This is a genomic window from Sulfurospirillum halorespirans DSM 13726, from assembly GCF_001723605.1.
In the GTDB taxonomy this organism is placed as follows: Bacteria; Campylobacterota; Campylobacteria; order Campylobacterales; family Sulfurospirillaceae; genus Sulfurospirillum; species Sulfurospirillum halorespirans.
Genome location: NZ_CP017111.1, coordinates 146,559 through 163,948, shown reverse-complemented (window position 1 = coordinate 163,948; position 17,390 = coordinate 146,559). Strand labels below are relative to the sequence as shown.

20 protein-coding genes are annotated in these 17,390 nt (G+C 41.1%); 11 read left to right on the top strand and 9 right to left on the bottom strand.

Annotation, left to right across the window (positions count from 1 at the left end; all coding sequences use genetic code 11):
* Positions 1 to 19: 19 nt before the first annotated feature.
* From SHALO_RS00815 to SHALO_RS00795, 5 genes are read right to left on the bottom strand one after another with little or no spacing between them, the layout of a single operon-like run.
* Positions 20 to 358 carry a P-II family nitrogen regulator gene (locus tag SHALO_RS00815; protein WP_069476952.1) on the bottom strand — a complete coding sequence of 113 codons (339 nt, stop codon included), beginning with the start codon at positions 356 to 358 and terminating at the stop codon, positions 20 to 22.
* Positions 359 to 404: 46 nt separating this feature from the next.
* A complete protein-coding gene (locus SHALO_RS00810; RefSeq protein WP_069476951.1) occupies positions 405 to 923 on the bottom strand; it encodes a peptidylprolyl isomerase in 519 nt (172 codons plus the stop codon).
* Positions 924 to 1,583: a response regulator gene (locus tag SHALO_RS00805; RefSeq protein ID WP_069476950.1), complete on the bottom strand. Its 660-nt coding sequence runs from the start codon at positions 1,581 to 1,583 to the stop codon at positions 924 to 926.
* Between the two features lies 1 nt (position 1,584).
* Positions 1,585 to 3,198 carry a sensor histidine kinase gene (locus tag SHALO_RS00800; protein ID WP_069476949.1) on the bottom strand — a complete coding sequence of 538 codons (1,614 nt, stop codon included), beginning with the start codon at positions 3,196 to 3,198 and terminating at the stop codon, positions 1,585 to 1,587.
* On the bottom strand, positions 3,188 to 4,351 hold the full coding sequence (locus SHALO_RS00795; protein WP_069476948.1) for an ABC transporter substrate-binding protein: 1,164 nt from the start codon (positions 4,349 to 4,351) through the stop codon (positions 3,188 to 3,190). The genes SHALO_RS00800 and SHALO_RS00795 overlap by 11 nt, the downstream gene beginning before the upstream one ends.
* Positions 4,352 to 4,474: 123 nt before the next feature.
* On the opposite strand from SHALO_RS00795, the gene SHALO_RS00790 reads away from it, so the two are divergent.
* Positions 4,475 to 5,113: a class I SAM-dependent methyltransferase gene (locus SHALO_RS00790; RefSeq protein WP_069476947.1), complete on the top strand. Its 639-nt coding sequence runs from the start codon at positions 4,475 to 4,477 to the stop codon at positions 5,111 to 5,113.
* Positions 5,114 to 5,151: 38 nt separating this feature from the next.
* Here the strand turns inward: SHALO_RS00790 and SHALO_RS00785 are convergent, their stop codons facing one another.
* The 3 genes from SHALO_RS00785 to SHALO_RS00775 all read right to left on the bottom strand — a co-directional run bounded on the left by SHALO_RS00785 (position 5,152) and on the right by SHALO_RS00775 (position 8,342).
* Positions 5,152 to 5,460, bottom strand: coding sequence for a hypothetical protein (locus SHALO_RS00785; RefSeq protein ID WP_238585264.1), 309 nt, complete (start codon positions 5,458 to 5,460; stop codon positions 5,152 to 5,154).
* A gap of 76 nt (positions 5,461 to 5,536) precedes the next feature.
* Positions 5,537 to 7,129: an HD domain-containing phosphohydrolase gene (locus SHALO_RS00780; RefSeq protein WP_069476945.1), complete on the bottom strand. Its 1,593-nt coding sequence runs from the start codon at positions 7,127 to 7,129 to the stop codon at positions 5,537 to 5,539.
* Between the two features lie 22 nt (positions 7,130 to 7,151).
* Positions 7,152 to 8,342 carry an MFS transporter gene (locus SHALO_RS00775; RefSeq protein ID WP_069476944.1) on the bottom strand — a complete coding sequence of 397 codons (1,191 nt, stop codon included), beginning with the start codon at positions 8,340 to 8,342 and terminating at the stop codon, positions 7,152 to 7,154.
* 143 nt (positions 8,343 to 8,485) lie between these two features.
* On the opposite strand from SHALO_RS00775, the gene SHALO_RS00770 reads away from it, so the two are divergent.
* Together SHALO_RS00770 and SHALO_RS00765 are read left to right on the top strand one after the other, a co-directional pair.
* Positions 8,486 to 10,177, top strand: a complete 1,692-nt coding sequence (locus tag SHALO_RS00770) for a methyl-accepting chemotaxis protein (protein ID WP_069476943.1) — start codon at positions 8,486 to 8,488, stop codon at positions 10,175 to 10,177.
* Positions 10,178 to 10,190: 13 nt separating this feature from the next.
* Entirely contained in the window at positions 10,191 to 10,796 is a 606-nt protein-coding gene (locus SHALO_RS00765) for a MarC family protein (RefSeq protein WP_069476942.1), read from the top strand.
* 21 nt (positions 10,797 to 10,817) lie between these two features.
* Here the strand turns inward: SHALO_RS00765 and msrA are convergent, their stop codons facing one another.
* A complete protein-coding gene (gene msrA / locus SHALO_RS00760; protein WP_084011001.1) occupies positions 10,818 to 11,345 on the bottom strand; it encodes a peptide-methionine (S)-S-oxide reductase MsrA in 528 nt (175 codons plus the stop codon).
* Positions 11,346 to 11,529: 184 nt separating this feature from the next.
* On the opposite strand from msrA, the gene SHALO_RS00755 reads away from it, so the two are divergent.
* Genes SHALO_RS00755 through SHALO_RS00720 form a run of 8 tightly spaced genes read left to right on the top strand, consistent with a single transcriptional unit; the run spans position 11,530 to position 17,323 of the window.
* Complete coding sequence (locus tag SHALO_RS00755) at positions 11,530 to 12,660, top strand: ABC transporter permease (RefSeq protein ID WP_069476941.1); 1,131 nt, start codon at positions 11,530 to 11,532, stop codon at positions 12,658 to 12,660.
* Positions 12,657 to 13,391 (top strand): ABC transporter ATP-binding protein, encoded by a 735-nt coding sequence (locus tag SHALO_RS00750; RefSeq protein ID WP_025343364.1) that lies wholly within the window; start codon positions 12,657 to 12,659, stop codon positions 13,389 to 13,391. The genes SHALO_RS00755 and SHALO_RS00750 overlap by 4 nt, the downstream gene beginning before the upstream one ends.
* Positions 13,392 to 13,398: 7 nt before the next feature.
* Positions 13,399 to 14,352 carry an MlaD family protein gene (locus SHALO_RS00745; protein WP_069476940.1) on the top strand — a complete coding sequence of 318 codons (954 nt, stop codon included), beginning with the start codon at positions 13,399 to 13,401 and terminating at the stop codon, positions 14,350 to 14,352.
* A gap of 10 nt (positions 14,353 to 14,362) precedes the next feature.
* Positions 14,363 to 14,959 carry an ABC-type transport auxiliary lipoprotein family protein gene (locus SHALO_RS00740; protein WP_069476939.1) on the top strand — a complete coding sequence of 199 codons (597 nt, stop codon included), beginning with the start codon at positions 14,363 to 14,365 and terminating at the stop codon, positions 14,957 to 14,959.
* Between the two features lie 2 nt (positions 14,960 to 14,961).
* Complete coding sequence (locus tag SHALO_RS00735) at positions 14,962 to 15,189, top strand: DUF1104 domain-containing protein (RefSeq protein ID WP_069476938.1); 228 nt, start codon at positions 14,962 to 14,964, stop codon at positions 15,187 to 15,189.
* On the top strand, positions 15,176 to 15,850 hold the full coding sequence (locus SHALO_RS00730) for a response regulator transcription factor (RefSeq protein ID WP_069476937.1): 675 nt from the start codon (positions 15,176 to 15,178) through the stop codon (positions 15,848 to 15,850). Before SHALO_RS00735 ends, SHALO_RS00730 begins: the two co-directional genes overlap by 14 nt.
* Positions 15,807 to 16,994 carry a sensor histidine kinase gene (locus SHALO_RS00725; RefSeq protein ID WP_069476936.1) on the top strand — a complete coding sequence of 396 codons (1,188 nt, stop codon included), beginning with the start codon at positions 15,807 to 15,809 and terminating at the stop codon, positions 16,992 to 16,994. Before SHALO_RS00730 ends, SHALO_RS00725 begins: the two co-directional genes overlap by 44 nt.
* The gene (locus tag SHALO_RS00720; protein WP_069476935.1) at positions 16,988 to 17,323 is read left to right on the top strand and encodes a hypothetical protein; all 336 of its coding nucleotides are present in this window, start codon (positions 16,988 to 16,990) and stop codon (positions 17,321 to 17,323) included. The genes SHALO_RS00725 and SHALO_RS00720 overlap by 7 nt, the downstream gene beginning before the upstream one ends.
* Positions 17,324 to 17,390 lie beyond the last annotated feature (67 nt).

The following is a 17,390-nucleotide window of genomic DNA, read 5'->3' as shown; positions in this document are numbered from 1 at the left end:
AATCACCTTTTGTTAGTTTCTAGATAGCGTCTTCGTTTTCTTCACCGGTACGAATGCGGATAACACGCTCAATATTACTCACAAATATCTTACCATCGCCTATTTTACCGGTCTTTGCGGCTTCTGTGATGGTTGCAATCACTTTGTCTACATTTTCATCAGCTACAACGATGTCAAGTCTAATTTTTGGTAAAAAATCAACCACATACTCCGCACCACGGTAAAGTTCAGAGTGTCCTTGTTGTCTGCCATAGCCTTTGACTTCATGCACGGTCATACCTGTGATCTCAACACCTGCAAGGGCATCTTTGACCTCTTCAAGTTTAAAAGGTTTAATAATCGCTTCGATTTTTTTCATGATTTTTCTCCTCTAGTGTTTCAAATTGGGTCTATTTTACCTTAAATTATTTTAAATATGCTTTGAGAATTTTTTGTGGTTGCATGGGCTTATCTCTACCATCGGTCGCAACATTTTCAAGCTTGCGAACCACATCCATTCCTTCCACAACTTCACCAAAAATAGTATGTCTGCCATTGAGGTGCGGAGTTGGAACCGTGGTGATAAAAAACTGGCTTCCATTGGTATTTCGACCTGCATTTGCCATCGCTAAAATACCTGCTTTGGTAAACGTCACGTTGGGTTTAAACTCATCTTCAAACGGCGCTCCATTCAAAGACTCGCCACCACGCCCCGTTTCTGTGGGATCTCCACCTTGAATCATAAAATTTTTGATAATACGGTGAAAGCTAATGCCATCGTAGTACCCTTTTTTTACCAATCCCTCAAAATTCTCGCACGCTTTAGGTGCAACGTCTGGTTTAAGAGCAAAAACAATGGTTCCTTGCGTTGTTTCAAACACCACCTCTTTCGCAAGAAGTGCGCTCCAAAGCCCTAAAAATAGAACAAAAATCACTTTTTTCATTTACTGATCTCCAATAAGTTTGGTATTGCGGAATCGATACATTTTATTTTTCACCTTCTCTAATATGCCAACTTTAATGAGCTGTTGAAACATGTGCACCACAGTTGGTTTACTCACACCAATATTGTCAATAATATCTTGGTAGGAGCCATTAAATATCTTGTTTTCATCCAAATGGTTGATGATGTATTTTAAAATTTCAATTTTTTTACCACCAATGAGCGCGGCAAGCCCTTCGATAATAAACGAGCACCCTTGAATCTCTTTGCTATGAAGTTTCGGAAGCATCGCAGTGTAAATATTGCTAATCAAATCTTTGACGTTAATCGGCTTCATGATAAACCCATCTACCTTCAACATAATCGCTTCCATAAGATACTCCGTCTCGGTAAATGCGGTTGTAATGATGACAGGAATGTCGCGGTTGTACTCTTTTTTGAGTTTTTTAAGCATCTCGATGCCATTCATCCCCGGCATTAAAATATCGGTCACGATAATATCAACCTCTTTTTCAAGTGCAATTTTCAGCCCTTCTTCGCCGTTTGAGGCAAGATACACCTCTTTGACAAAATCTTTCAAAATCATCTGTGTCTGCATCTGAACCGATTTTTCATCTTCGACGTATAATACGACGCAGTCTTTTAACCCATTAAAATCCATCTTATTTCTCCTCCTTTTTTTCAAGTGGTACTAAAATTGTAATAATGGCACACTTCTCATAGCGTTTGCCGTTTTGAAAAATATACGTGATATTCGTGCCACTCATACTTCCTTGCATCTGTTTTTCAATAATCTGTTTTGACATGTAAAGTCCTATTCCTGTGCCTGAGGATTTGTGTTTGGTCGTAAAATAGGGCTCAAACATTCTATCTTGCACCTCATCGCTGATGCCACCTCCATTATCAATCACGCTAACAACCGCGTTACTCGCCTCTTTTGTTACTACAACTTCAATCAGCTTTTCTTCCACAGCGCGCTCTTCAAGAGCATCTTTGGCATTGGAGAAAAGATTCATCACCACTTGAGAAAATTCATTGGGATAACCACAAATCTGCACATCGTGATTGCAATTTAAAAAGATCTTAATCCCCGATTTTGCATAATACTCTTGCACCAATTTCAGACTATACAACACGGTCTCTTTAACGCTAAATTCCTCTTCGCTGTGGTTGGGTTTGAAGAAATTGCGAAAATCATCAATCGTATGCGACATCAAAGAAGCAAGCTGAATGCCTTCATTAACCTGTTTGTCGATAAATTCATCACTCAGTGCTAATCCTGCCATGCGTTTCATCTGAAAACTTTGAATAATAAGCACAATGGCATTGAGCGGCTGGCGCCATTGATGGGCAATATTGCCGATCATCTCCCCCATCGAAGCGAGCCGTGATTGGCGAAACATGATCTGATCTTTTTGGCGGCTCTGCTCCACTTCATACTGTACTTTAAGCTCAAGATTGCGGTTGAGTTGTTGCAACTCTTGGGTTTTGGCATCGACCATTTTTGCCAGTCTGGCATGAAGTAAGCGAATATTTTGTAGTAACACAATCGCCAACAGTGCGGCAAAAGCAATCGTGCCCAGAGTTGCTACAACGATCCACTCAAACGTATTGTCATACACTTTGGTCGTACGCGCATACCCCTCTTTCGCACCATCCAAATTGAGGTTAATCAGCCCTGTTAGATCAATATTGATAGCGTAAACACTGGGATAGAGCTCATTTTGGAGCGTATCAATCGCTTTGAGCGCCTGTTTGGTTTCAAAATAGCTAAACATCTTAAGCAAAATACCATCAATGGTGTGAATCTTTTGTTCTATCTTAGAGGTTAAAATATCATCTTCATTGGTTTTAAAAAAAGATTTGCTCGTGGCATTCATCAATCCCCATGAACGGGCTAATTTGATCAACCAATCACTCTCATCAATCCCTAAACTGTTTTTATACTCTTGCAACTCTATCTTAATCAGTTCTTGTGCAAGGGCGATCACCACTTGCCCTTCATGGGCACTGATGGAACCTTTTTCGATGTCTCGAATCGTGTCTAAAATATTGACCGTATAAATGTCTTTCAGGTTTTCAAGACGAATGGTTGGGAGCATGCGTTTGGTATACAAAATATCGAAATTGTCTTTAATGCGGTTAATGCTCATATGGGCAAAACTCCCAATGAAAAGCATTCCGACCACCATGATGAGAAAAAGAAGCGTCGTTTTTTTCGCGATGGTCATCTCATCGATGCTACCCATAAAATCATTTAAAGGGTTATTGTTCATCACTTTTTCCTACCGAGTAAAAGTCATCATCGACATACTCGCTTAAATGCACGCGGTGCAAGCATTTACACCGTTCATCCCTGTTTTTAGAGACAGCGGTCTCATCGAGTGTTTTAGAAAAGCTTCCCAGCGCTTTGATAAATTCCTCTTTCGTAAAATCTTGACCTAAACTTTTAAACACTTCCGTGATCATACGCGCAGCAAAATAACCTTCCAACGAGACATGCCCCAATGCTTCTTTGGGATAATATTTGCGCATCAACACACGGTAATTTTCCACCTCTTCCACCTCAGACGTCCACGGGGAAGGTACCACTTGCGCAAACGTGATACCTTTGCCCTGACCGTGCAAAAGGTCGATCAAGGGTTTGGGTTCAACAAACGAGAAGAGTCCAAATTGTACCTCTTGACGTATTTTTGTACTCTTGCGTGCGCGCTTGATAAATTCTGCAACAGGGTTGGTTGAGCCTATCATCAAAATCACTTCAGGATTGCACAGTTCGATCTCATACAGCGCATTTCCTACAGAGAGCGTATTGCGTTTGTAACTTCCCTCGCCAACAAGTACTAAGTTACGTTTGGAGAGGGCGGTTTTAACACCCTTAAGCCCTGCTCTTCCAAAGCTATCATTTTGATAAAAAAGGGCAAAACGCTTGTATTTCAAGTCATCCGCATAATACTGCACCAATTTTTCGATCTCATCAAGATCACCCGCCCTTGCATTGAGGACAATAGGATTGGGAGGATTGCGTAAAAATTCGGCACCCGAATAAGCACCCACAAAAGGAATACGTTTTTCAATGGCAATAGGGAAAACCTCTTCTGTTACTGGCGTTCCAATAATGCCAAAAAGCGCAAACACCTTCTCTTTTTCAATCAATTCATGAACATTTTCAATCGCAATTTTAGGCTCATAGCGGTCATCTTTGGCAACGATCTCTATTTTTCGACCGTAAACACCTCCATGGTCATTGAGGTTTTGCAGATAGATCTCAGCGCCTAAAAGAAATTGATTGCCAACGCTATTGAGCCCTCCACTAAACGGTCCACTCATCCCCAAACGAATGATAGTGCCTTCAAATTTTGTGTTTGAGAAGTAGTAGGGAAGCAGTAGCGTTAACACGACAAGGATAACTCCTACTAATTTGCGCATCTTTTTTTAGCTTTCATCTTATTTTAGCGATATAATATCAACTATTTTTTATAAAAATGCTTAAATAGTAAAAAAATATTTACTTAAATAATGTTTTTGAAAAAAATGAAAGAGAGTTTAAAAATGAACTGTAAAATTTGTGATTTTGATACAAAAATGTTTGACGATCCAGACCTTCATAAACAATTTTACCGCTGCCCAAACTGCCAGTGCATCATGCTTGATCCTTTCTTCCAGCTCTCATTAGAAAAAGAAAATAGCCTCTACGACAACCATCACAACTCGTTGGAGAATGAAGGCTATGTGAAAATGTTTGAGGATTTTTTGGATTTCTTTTGGAATGATCTTACATGTAAAGAAAAAGGGCTCGACTTTGGATCTGGACCAACGCCTGTTTTAGCGGAACTTCTTCATCGAAGAGGTGTGAGCGTTGATTATTACGATAAGTTTTATCAACCGATCAAATGCTTTGAAAATCAAACCTATGATTTCATCACGTCCACCGAGGTTTTTGAACATTTAGAAGATCCCGTGGCAACGCTCAGCCTTTTAAGTCAGCATCTTAAACCAGAGGGTGTGATCGCACTGATGACACTGTTTCACACCAATGATGAAGCCTCTTTTTTAACATGGTGGTACCGAAGAGATCCCACGCATATTACATTTTACACGCCTTATACGCTTGATGTTTTAGCTAAAAAATGTGGATTGGACGTTGTTAAAACAGATGGAAAGCGGATCGCGATTTTAAGAAAAAGGTAGCGATGGGTGGCGCTACCTCTGATTTGAACTTTGAGTGCTTATCGGTAGTAACGATCATAACGATCGTAGCGATCATGATGATGACGTGGTGGATAATAGTAACGTGGAGGATCAACATAGATCACTCTTTCTTGAACATAAACAGGCTCTCTGTAAACCACTGTTGGTCTTGGTTCATAATAGACAACGGGGCTTTCAACGTATCGTGTAGGTTGTTGAGCCGCATTAATAATGCCTCCCAATAAAACAGCAGCACCTGCACCTAACAACACACCTTGTTCTCTATCGCCCCACGCATAAGAATTCGTAGTTACACCGAGCACCAACAGGATTGAAACTAAACTCATTTTTAACATTTTCATTGGATACTCCTTTCGTTTATTTGGTAGAATCCTAACAGATAATTGTGAAGTATTTGTGAAATCAATCGCGCATTTGCTCTCTTACATGTAAAAATTCATCTAAGTGCTCAAAGAAAATATCGACCAGCTTAGGATCGAAATGCTTCCCTCTTTCGCTCTGGAAAAGTGCGAAAATTTTCTCATCATCCCATGCAGATTTATATACGCGCTCGCTCCCAAGGGCGTCAAAAACATCTGCCAGTGCGGTAATACGCCCATAAACATGAATCTCCTCACCACTTTTTTGTTCAGGATAGCCTGTGCCATCGTACTTTTCATGATGCTCTTTGGCTACAATTGCTGCAATTTTCAGCAAAGGGCGTGTGGAATATTTGAGCATCTCATAACCTAGCATTGCGTGGGTATCCATGATTGCACGTTCCTCTTCATCAAATCGGCCCGGCTTGTTTAAAACACGATCGGGGATGCCTATTTTACCGATGTCGTGCATTGGAGACGCCAGTTTGAGCATTTCTGCCTCTTCTTCATCCAACCCGTAATGCAACGCAAGGATTTTAGAGTACTCCGCAACGCGCTTTACATGATTTCCTGTCTCACGAGAGCGACTTTCGCCAATGGCACCCATCGTAAAAATAACCTCTTTTTGCGTGTCTTCAATCTCTTGATTGAGCGCATTTACCTCTTGCAAACCCTCTTCTATTTTCGCTTCCACCTCATCCATGCTCAGCGAAACATTGCGTGAAACTTTAAGGGCGAGCAGCACGATAAACACAATCGTTGCAATACCGACAAAAAGCTGAATAAGACGCATTTGGTCAATAAACTCATTCGATAATTGTGAGATCGTTTTTTCTAAGGCAAGGCTGACATTTTTGTTTTCATCCAACACGTTAGACGCTTCGGTGATCGTCTCATTTTCAATCGCTTTGGTTCGTTCAATGCTAATGGCTTTCTCAGCGATAATGCCCACGACTTCTTTGTAATAGAGCAAATTTTCATGCAAATCACCCTCTGTCTCATTCACGGTTGCATCAAGGAGCTCATTAATAGGTGCGAGCCATTTTTGCAATGTGGCTTCATTACCATGTTGGTAAAGCGTCTCTTTGCTGTAGTACCTCAAATCACTCAAAGCTTTAATCTGCGCAAGGTGATTATTGTGTAAAAGATGCTCTTGAATTTCAAGACGCGCGCGATTTTCTTCAGGGTAAAGCGCGTTAAAAATCGTGACGTAATCAAGCTTCTCACGCTCAAGGTTGAAAAGCGCACTGTACATCAGCTCAATGCGATGCTCATTGGCGTACAACGCATTCAAATAGTTTTGGATCATCTTATCTTCGCGCATATTGACGATAAATGTATTGAGCGTAGACGTATGCGCATGCGTGGAGAGTATGGTGCGTAAATCTTCAAAATTCTTTTCATACATCACAAATTCTGTATGCAACTGCTCTAATTTAAGAGCGTCTGTCAGTTTAGTGCTTTCAAGGATAATGTCATTCATCCCCTCTTGCATCAGCAAAATTGATGAAATGTTTTCTCGAAACGTGTTATTTTCTTTAATTTGATAGGTAATAATCGCACTAATGCCCCCTAAAAAAAGCAACATTGCAATAACCACAACAAAGCTCAGTTTGACTTTTGTGCGAATATTCATAACACTCCTTTGAGTTAAAAAACTATTTTATCACTTTTTGAACCCACTTCCAATAGAACCCAAACACGATAAAAAAGAGGCCCAATCCACCCGTAATCAGTGACAACGAAAGCCCCCATTCAAACAAGATCCCAATGGCAAAAGAGATGAGTGTACACATACCCATAAAAACCATATCATTATAGGCGATGACTCTGCCATAAAAAGCTTCATCGGTTTCGTATTGTAAAAGCGTGTAGGTGTACGACCATAAACTTGTGGTAAAAAGCCCGCACACAAAGATCCCGATAAAACTGAGGTAAAAATCATACTGCAATACACCCCAGACCATAATGCCGATACCTTGAACGATAAAAATGTAAAAAAGAGTCTCTTTCGTGATATAACGACTGAGTAAAAATTGCCCTAAAACCTGAGAGAGCGCACGTGAAGCATTGATAAAACCCATCACCAACGCAATCGATAAAAACTGTTTGTATTGATGATCTGCCAAAAGAGCGATGAGCGCATCATAGGCGGTTAGTCCCACACTCGCGTGCAGAAAAATCAGATGCATAATCTTTGGATTTTCCCTGATATAAACAAACCCACTCCAAATCATTGCCTTTACATGTAAAGCATGTTTACTTGCGATAGAGGGAATATCTAAGCCCAACAGCAGGTAAAAACTGATGCAATAAAGCACCATATCGGCGACAAACGCACTGGTGGTTCCAAAATAATGAATGTAAAACCCTGCCACCGCCATTCCAAACGCATACGAAATAGACCAGATCATCGAGTGAATTTCATTGGCAAGTTTAAGTTCGTCATTGTTTAAAAGTTTGGGTAAAAGCGACATCTCCGTTTGAAAATAGATACTTCCCGTTCCCATGCGAATAAAAATTAATCCAAGTAAAATCCACAGAGCGTCCAGTGACGTGATAAACATAAGCCAGAAAACTGTTACGATTTCGATCGCTGTTAAAAAAAGCATAAACTTTTTCGTATCAACTTTATCGATGATCGCGCCACTAAAAGGGGCTAAAAGCATCGAAGGCAAAAAGGTAAACCCCGCCGCCGCACTGAGTGCCCAAACAGGTGCATCTAACTGAATCAAAAGGGTATAAATTCCCATGTGGCTAAACCATGCGCCAAAATAACTAATGAGCTGGATAATGCTTAAGCGACGAAGCGTTGTGTTGTTGCGTAACAACTCAACATAATGTTTCATTTCTTCTCCTAAATTCTTTCACCGCCATTGTAACTTTTCATACGCTCTTTTAAGCTTTTACAGGTATTAATTAGCTCTAAAAAACTATCGCAATAAATCGTATTTTGTGTTACAATAAAAGACACTAGCAATAAGGGGGAAAAATGAAAATTTCAACGCGGATTTTAATCTCGCTCGTTCTATCACTGCTACTCTTAGGTGGATGTTTAATTGGTATATCCTACAGCAATACCAAAAGTAACGCCGAGACCTTTGTCAGTGATTATGAAAAAAGTGCCTATACCTTTTATGAAAATGAACTCAAAACAATTATGGAGATGATGCAACAAAATGCAAACACCATCTATAAATCAGAAAAAGCCAAAGGCAGTTCCGATGAAACAATCAAAGAAGCTATTTTGGCACAATTGGATGAACTGCGCTTTTTCAATGACAAAAGTGGTTATATTTTTATTTATGAAAATGATGGCACTAACGTTCTTCTCCCTACCAATAAATCACTGCAAGGCAAAAGTCTCATTGGCTTAAAAGACAGCAATGGCGTCTTTTTTGTGAAAGAACTCATCGCAATGGCACAAAAAGGTGGCGGTCTTGTGAAATACTTTTTTCCAAAAATCAAAGATGGACAGCCGTTTTTGAAATTTGCCTACGCCGTACCCTTTGAACCCTACAAATGGACGCTAGGAACGGGTATTTATGTCGATAATGTCGAAGCGGAAGTAAATAAAATCAAAACACAAATCAGTGAAAATGTTGCTTCTCAGATTCGCTCGTTCTTGCTCATCTCTTTAGTCCTTGTGGTTTTCAGCATCGCAGGAACCATGGTTATCATCAAACGAACGATTTCAAACCCTTTGAACGCACTGATTCTCCGAGCAGACAACCTCTCCAGTGGCGATGGCGACCTGACGCGCAAACTTGAAGTGGTCGGACGCGATGAGATCGCAGAAGCGAGTACAAGCATTAACCGTTTTATCGAAAAAGTGCGCATTTTAATCGGGGAAGCGAAGAACCTCTCGAATGAAAACTCTTCCATTTCGCATGAACTCTCTTCAACATCCCTTGAAGTAGGACGTTCGGTTGAGACATCTATGCAAATTGTAGGCAACACCACGAGTAAAGCCACAACACTCAAACAAGAGATGAATGCGGGTATGAATGAAGCCAAGGCAGGAAAAGAGGAGCTTCTAAAAGCCAACAACTATCTCACAGAAGCCAACAATGCCATACTTGAACTGACCAAAGAGATTCAAGTCAGTGCAAGCACCGAGATTGAACTTGCACACCGTGTTCAACAACTCAGCTCCGATGCCAGCCAAGCCAAAGACATCTTGGTGGTGATTGGCGATATTGCCGATCAGACCAATCTGTTGGCACTGAATGCCGCCATTGAAGCAGCGCGTGCAGGCGAGCATGGACGAGGCTTTGCCGTTGTTGCTGATGAGGTGCGAAAACTAGCAGAGCGAACCCAAAAAAGTCTGCAAGAGATCAATGCAACGATCAATGTCATTGTTCAAGCCATCGCGGACAGTAGCGATCAAATGACCTCTAACTCCAAAAAAGTAGAATCCCTTGCCACTACGGCAAGCGACGTTGAGACAAAAATCAACAATATGTTCAACGTCATGGGCAATGCCACCAAAGTTTCCGATAAAACTGCAGAAAATTACCTCAAAACTGGCTCCGACATCGAATCGATGATTGATGATGTCAGTCGCATTAACGACATCTCCTCTCAAAATGCCAGAAGTGTTGAAGAGATAGCGAGTGCGGCGGAACACCTCAGCCGTATGACCGAAACACTCAACCTCAAACTTTCCGAATTTAGAACATGACGGAAGGGCATGAATGAACGCTGATTTTTCCATTGTTTCGACGGCTATTCTATTGATGTTCGTGATTGATCCTTTTGGCGCGGTTCCAGTGATTCTCTCCATCCTCAAAGATGTAGACATCGCGCGCCGAAGGATTATTATTATCCGAGAAATGCTTTTTGGACTTGTTATTTTGATGCTTTTTCTTTTTGGTGGAGAGCTCTTTTTAAGTATTTTTCACTTGGAAACAGAATCGGTTCGCATCGCAGGAGCAGTGATCTTTTTTGTCATTGGCATCAAGATGATTTTCCCAGGAAATGAAGGCAGTAGCGGACTGTATGGCTCGTCCAAAGAGCCTTTTATGGTACCCATCGCGATGCCACTCATCGCAGGCCCCTCAACACTCGCAACGCTCTTAGTCCTTGGAAAAGCACACACGCACGAACTAGGCGGAGTCTTTGCCGCGCTCATTCTAGCATGGCTTGCCTCCGCACTCATCATGTACCTCTCGCCCCTACTCTACAAACTGCTACACGAAAAAGGACTCTCAGCGCTTGAACGCTTGATGGGAATGTTGCTTTTAATGATGTCCGTGCAGATGTTTATAGACGGCATACGAGGGCTGACTCACACTTTTTAGCTTTACATGTAAAGGATTTGGCTATTTCACCAAATCCTTATATTCATGCTTAAAATGCTCTACTTTAGGCGAAACGACAAACATGCAATAGCCTTGGTTTGGGTTATTTTTGAAATAGTCTTGGTGGTAAGCTTCGGCTTTGTAGAACGTTTCCAAGGGCTTTATTTCGGTGACAAGAGGTTTGGTAAATTTACTTGAAAAGGCTTTCATGGACGCTTCGGCTTGCTTTTTTTGGTGTTCATCGTGATAGAAAATGACAGAGCGGTACTGAGTTCCGACATCGTTTCCTTGGCGATTGAGCGTGGTGGGGTCGTGAATGAGCCAAAAGATTTTTAGCAATGCTTCATACGAAATGATGCTAGGATCAAACGTCACTTGCACCACTTCTGCATGTCCTGTGGTACCACTGCTAACCTGTTCATAGCTTGGGTTAAGAAGTGTTCCTCCTGCGTAACCACTCACCACGTCTATCACACCGCGGGTCTCTTCAAAAACCGCTTCCAAGCACCAAAAACAGCCACCACCTAATGTTGCAACTTCGTATTTCATATCTGCCTCCTTTGCACTCACGTGAGTGATAACACTCAGTGAAAGCAGCATTAAAAAGAGCACTTTTTTCATGAATAACTCCCTTTTACCAAAGATTATAGCATTTGCTGATAAAACCTAATCTGTGCCGTTTCGAGTAATCTAATTATGTTATAATAACCAAAAAAATAGGGTGTATGTCAAAATGAAAAGCAAACCCTCACTGCAAGTAACACAAACAAACGATGGTTTTACGGTGATATTGCAGGGTCAATGGGTCAAAGAGGCGGTTAAAGCGCTTGATCTGGCATTTAACGCGCTTACATGTAAACCAGAAACTGCCTATACATTTGATCTCTCAGGCATTCGTGAATTTGACACGCATGGTATTATGCTTATTTTGCACTATGCTAAAAAACTGGAAGCACACAAATGCACTGTCTCAAAAGTGGGTGCGAGTGAATCGTTCGAAAAGCTATTCGCAGTTTGTGAGCAAAACTACCCCGCAGACAAGATCATTCCCCCTCACGAAAATTTTATACTCTCGTATTTAGAAAACGTCGGTAAACAGATGTTTGAAGGCTACAAAACCCTCTCTTTTTTCTTCGCTTTTACAGGAGAGCTGAGCCATTTTGTTATGGCTGCTTTTCTAAAACCTTTTACCATTCGTCTGAAAGCAACGCTGTATCACATTGAGCAAAGCGGTGCTGGGGCTATTCCTATCATTTTACTCACCTCTTTTTTGATTGGTATTGTCATTGCGTATCAAGGGGCAGCCCAACTGGAAAAATTTGGTGCCAATATTTTCATTGTCGAAATGGTCACGATCTCTGCTGTGCGTGAGTTAGCCCCACTTTTAACTGCCATCGTCGTAGCAGGACGAAGTGCTTCAGCCTACACCGCGCAAATTGGTGTTATGAAAATCACTGATGAAGTCGATGCCATGAGCTCCATGGGCTTTTCGCCATGGAATTTTTTGGTCTTACCTCGTCTTTTTGCTTTGATACTCTCCATGCCTCTTTTAGTCTTTTTTGCTGATATTGTCTCGATTTTTGGCGGTATGGTCATCGCTACAACCAAACTGGATGTGAGTTTTGTCGAATTTATTGACCGCATTAAAGAGACCGTTGCGCTTAAACACCTGATCATCGGGTTGATTAAAGCGCCTATTTTTGGAGCTGTTATCGCGACCATTGGCTGTTTTCGTGGCTTTCAGATCGATAGTAGCACCGAGAGTGTCGGTAAATACACCACTATTAGCGTCGTCAATGCTATTTTTTGGGTGATCGCCATTGATGCGATTATCTCTGTTCTGTTAACGGAGATCGGCTTATGAAAAATCATGTTGTTATTGAAGCAAAAGAGATTGTGACCTCGTTTGGCAAAAATGTCATTCACGATGGCATCAGCTTTAAAATCCAAAAAGGGGAGATTTTTGGACTCTTGGGTGGTAGCGGTAGCGGTAAAACAACACTGCTTCGAGAGATGATCATGCTCCAAAGAACAACCGAGGGGCAGATGCTTGTTTTAGGCACCGATGTGATGAAAGCCTCATCCAAAATGGCTCAAAAGTTAAGGCAAAAATGGGGTGTGCTGTTTCAGTTTGGCGCTTTGTTCACCTCGTTAACCATTTTAGAAAACATAACCATCGCGATGCGTGAATACACAGATCTTCCTGCTTGGATTATCGAAGAATCTGCTTTGATGAAACTCTCCATGGTAGGACTTCCTCCCAAAGTAGCCACGATGTTTCCCTCAGAACTCAGCGGTGGTATGAAAAAAAGAGCAGGACTTGCGAGGGCTCTTGCACTTGATCCAAAACTACTTTTTTTAGATGAACCAACCTCGGGGCTTGATCCTCAAAGTGCAAGAGCCTTTGATGAACTCATCCTCACGCTTCGAGACACCCTAGGCATCACCGTGGTGATGGTCACGCACGATAAAGACACGATGGCAAATGTCCTTGATCGCTTTGTCATTTTAGGCAATAAAAAAGTGCTCTTTGAAGGCAATATGGAACAGTTAAAACAGACAACGAACGACGAATTGAAAAAATTTTTAAGTTGAGGCAAACATGGAAAATAGACTCAGTTATATTTTAGTAGGCGCATTTATTTTTGTATTGCTCATCGGAGGTGTTTTGGCGATCTTTTGGTTGGGAAACTATTCCGATGAAGGAGCCTTTAAATTTTACAGGGTGGCGACCAAAGAGTCTGTTTCAGGACTCAATGAAAAAGCACCTGTCAAACTTCGAGGTGTTCAAATCGGTGAAGTACGCGCCATCACCATTAACCCCAAAAATGCCGAAGAAGTCTTAGTCACCATTCGTGTTCAAGATGATGCGCCTATTAAAGAAGATACGTATGCTGTTATCGAAGCACAAGGGATTACGGGGCTTAGTTTTATTCAGCTTCAAGGCGGAACCAACGAAGCCAAAGAGCTTAAAACCAGTGGTAAAGTCGAAGAGTATGGTATTATCTACTCTAAACCTTCAACCTTTTCAAGGCTCGATAAAACAATCACCTCGTTAAGCACCAAAGCAGAGATGATTTTTGAGCGGGCTGAGCGCATTATGAGTGAGAAAAATGTCAAAAACTTGGAGATTATCATTGAAAATAGTGCCAAGATAGCTGAATCTACCAGCAAAACCATGGCAAACATCGAAGCACACAACAAAGAGATCAATCAACTCTTACAAGAAGCTACTGCTGCTGTCAAAGGGGTTAAAGATATGTCGCATTCGTTCTCAACCGCCGTTGATACCACGGGCGTTACAATGATGCGTGACGTGAGTAAAGCCTCTCAAAGCATTACGAATGTTATGGGAGGACTCAATCAAAAACTTGAGAAAGGCTCCTTCGATGTCGATATTTTACTGAAAGAGAACCTGATGCCTTTACACCAAACGCTTCAAGAGTTACATGTACTGCTGAATGAAACACAAGGTCTTGTCAGTAACCTCAAAGATAGTCCAAGTGACCTTCTCTTCAAAGAAGAGACCATCAAACCTGCTCCAAATGAACGATAAAGGAAAAAGAATGAAACCGATACTGCTTGCAATTTTCACACTCTTCATACTCAGTGGATGTAGCGTCAAAGAGGCCTCTTTGAAACCCTACAACTATACTCTAGAGCCCATGTTAAAGCTAAAACACGTTAGCGTCCAAAACCAAGATGTGCTCAAAGTTGCCTACATCGATGCACCTAGTGGGCTCAATAGCCGAGCGATCTTGTACAAAAAAGATGGTGCGATGCAACCTTACAAATACGGAACATGGAGCGAAACGCCTCCTTTAAAACTCCAGCACCTCATCACCGAAGCCTTGATGGATCAACACCATTTTAGTTCGGTTATTTCAGGAACGTCCATGGCAGCCAATAACCTTGTATTGGAGCCTGTCCTTCAAAATTTTGAAGAGGTTTTTAGAGAAGATGGAACATCCTATGTGCATGTAAGTCTACGTTTTCGTGTCGTCGAAATCAAAAATGGTAACGTGCTAGGCAGTATAAAACTCTCTTCCAAAGAAGAGGTTACCAACACCAACGGTGCGTCAGGAACGGTTGAAGCGTTTAATTTAGCAACTGCCGATGTCATCCAAAGCCTCGCCACCTGGATCAATGAGGTTCGCAAGTAACGATGAAAAAAATTCTCTTTTTAGTCTTATGCACGCTCTCATTACTCTTTGCTAAAACGGATTTTAGTGAAATGAGTACCGAAGAGCTTGTCGCCTTGATGGGCTATGTGGATAAGACAAAAGAGGAGCGCTTTTATGAAGAGCTAGAGCGTCGAACCCAGCAGATGAGTGAAGCACAAAAAGCGCTTTACGAGGAAGATAAACGAAGAAGAGACCATGCCCAAAACTAAGCTTCTCCTTTTGGAAGATGATACCAATCTTAGTGAAACCGTGTGTGAGTTTTTGGAGTCTAAAGGGTATGAAATAACGCCCATTTACGATGGAGAAGCCGCCGAAACGCTCATCTATGAGCATCATTTTGATCTTTTTTTACTCGATGTCAATGTTCCTTTATTAAATGGTTTTGAGCTTCTGAAAAACGTGAGAAAAGAGGGCAATACAACGCCTGCCATTTTTCTCACATCCCTCAATGCGATTGAAGATTTAGAACAGGGCTATGAGAGTGGATGTGATGACTATTTGCGCAAACCTTTTGCCCTTAAAGAGTTGCTTTTTCGCATTGAGACCATTTTAAAACGGGAGTTTTTTCACACAACAAATCCTAAAATACAGATAGATGAGCGCATCGCGTATGATTCGATGAGTAACCAACTCTTCATCAATCAAACGGCAGTACAACTTCAAAACAAAGAGGCAAAACTGCTTAAACTCTTTTTGCAAAAGAAAAATGAGATTATCAGTCATGAGATGCTTATGACGCATTTATGGGAATACGACGAACAAGGCAGTGACGAAACCCTTCGCACTTACATCAAAAACCTTCGTAAAATTATGGGGAAGGACCGCATTGTTAGTATTAAAAAACTGGGATATAAATTTACGCTCGCGTGAAAAAAAGACGCTTCGATCGTTTTTATTTCTTTACGCCTTTTTAACACTGCTGATCTTAGCCTTTGTCGCATTTTTATACTATGGGTTAGAGCGTGATTTGATGCTTCAAAACCAAAGAGAGGCACTTTCAAACCTGACAAACGAACAGATCGTGCGTTTAAAATCTTTACATGTAAACTTTGAAAAAGAGAAAATATATCCTAGAGATGAGCGTTTCAACTCTGCCATTTATGACAGCAGTCTTAAGCAAATCTTCTCAACGCTTGGCACACACAAAGTCAATCTTTATGAAGATATTTACCTTAAAAATGATTATATCTATTTTATTAAAGAGCTTGAGTCTTACTATTTGGGAGCGCGTTACATCGTTTTGGAAGTACCTGCACCTCCAGCATGGAGCGAAAAAGTTTTTCGTAAACTCTTAGGGTATGGTGCGCTTATCTTTTTTATTTTGGTGGTGATTGGCTATTTTCTGCTCGGTCTTCTCTTGCGCCCCATGAAAGACACGATAGCCCTTTTAGATCGTTTTATCAAAGATACGACGCATGAACTCAATACACCTGTCAATGCCATTCTCTCCAACATCGAGATGATGGATCTTCAAGGCCTTGATGAGAGCATGATTAAGAAGATCAAACGTATTACGATCGCATCGAAAACGATTTCCAACCTTTACGACGATCTGACCTATTTGGTGCTTTCCCACAAAATTCTCTCCCAAGATGAAACGATTGATCTTAAAGTGCTTCTCGAAGAGAGATTGGAGTATTTTTCCCTGCTCTTTGAATCTAAAAAAATCCAACTTAGCCATACGCTTGAAGAGGGCATTTACCTCACTATTGATCGTAAAAAGATGACAAAACTCATCGACAACATTCTCTCCAACGCGATAAAATACAATAAAATTGGTGGTGTCATTGATGTCATTCTCAGCAAGCAAGGCATTGCGATTAAAGACAGTGGTAGAGGCATTGAGAAGAGTCAAATCAACCAAGTCTTTGAGCGCTATTCACGCTTTGATCGCAGCGTGGGGGGCTTTGGTATTGGACTGAGTATCGTGGCGAGCATTGCGAAAGAGTATGCTTTACATGTAAAGCTAGATTCGGTACTTGATGAAGGAACTATAGTGAGGATTTCATGGTAAGAAAAGCACTTATTTTGACGCTTGTCATCTCTTTCCTTGATGCAAAAACAGGCGTTTATGAGAAAAATTGCCTCCCGTGTCATGAAGATATGGCGGTTAAAATCGATAAATTTTTCTACCGTTACTTGCTGAAATACAGCAGTGAGATGGAAGTGAAAAATGCAATGACAAAGTATCTTAAAAACCCAAAAGCGGAGAACTCTATCTTGGTTGATGGATTGATTAACCGTTTTGGCGTCAAGAAAAGAACAACGCTCAGCGACACAGAACTCCAAGAAGCACTCGATACCTATTGGAACCAATACCAAGTTTTTAATAAATTAAAATAATTACTTTTTTATTTCACAATAGATTCACTTTTAATCTATATAATTATTCTATTATTTATATAAGGAG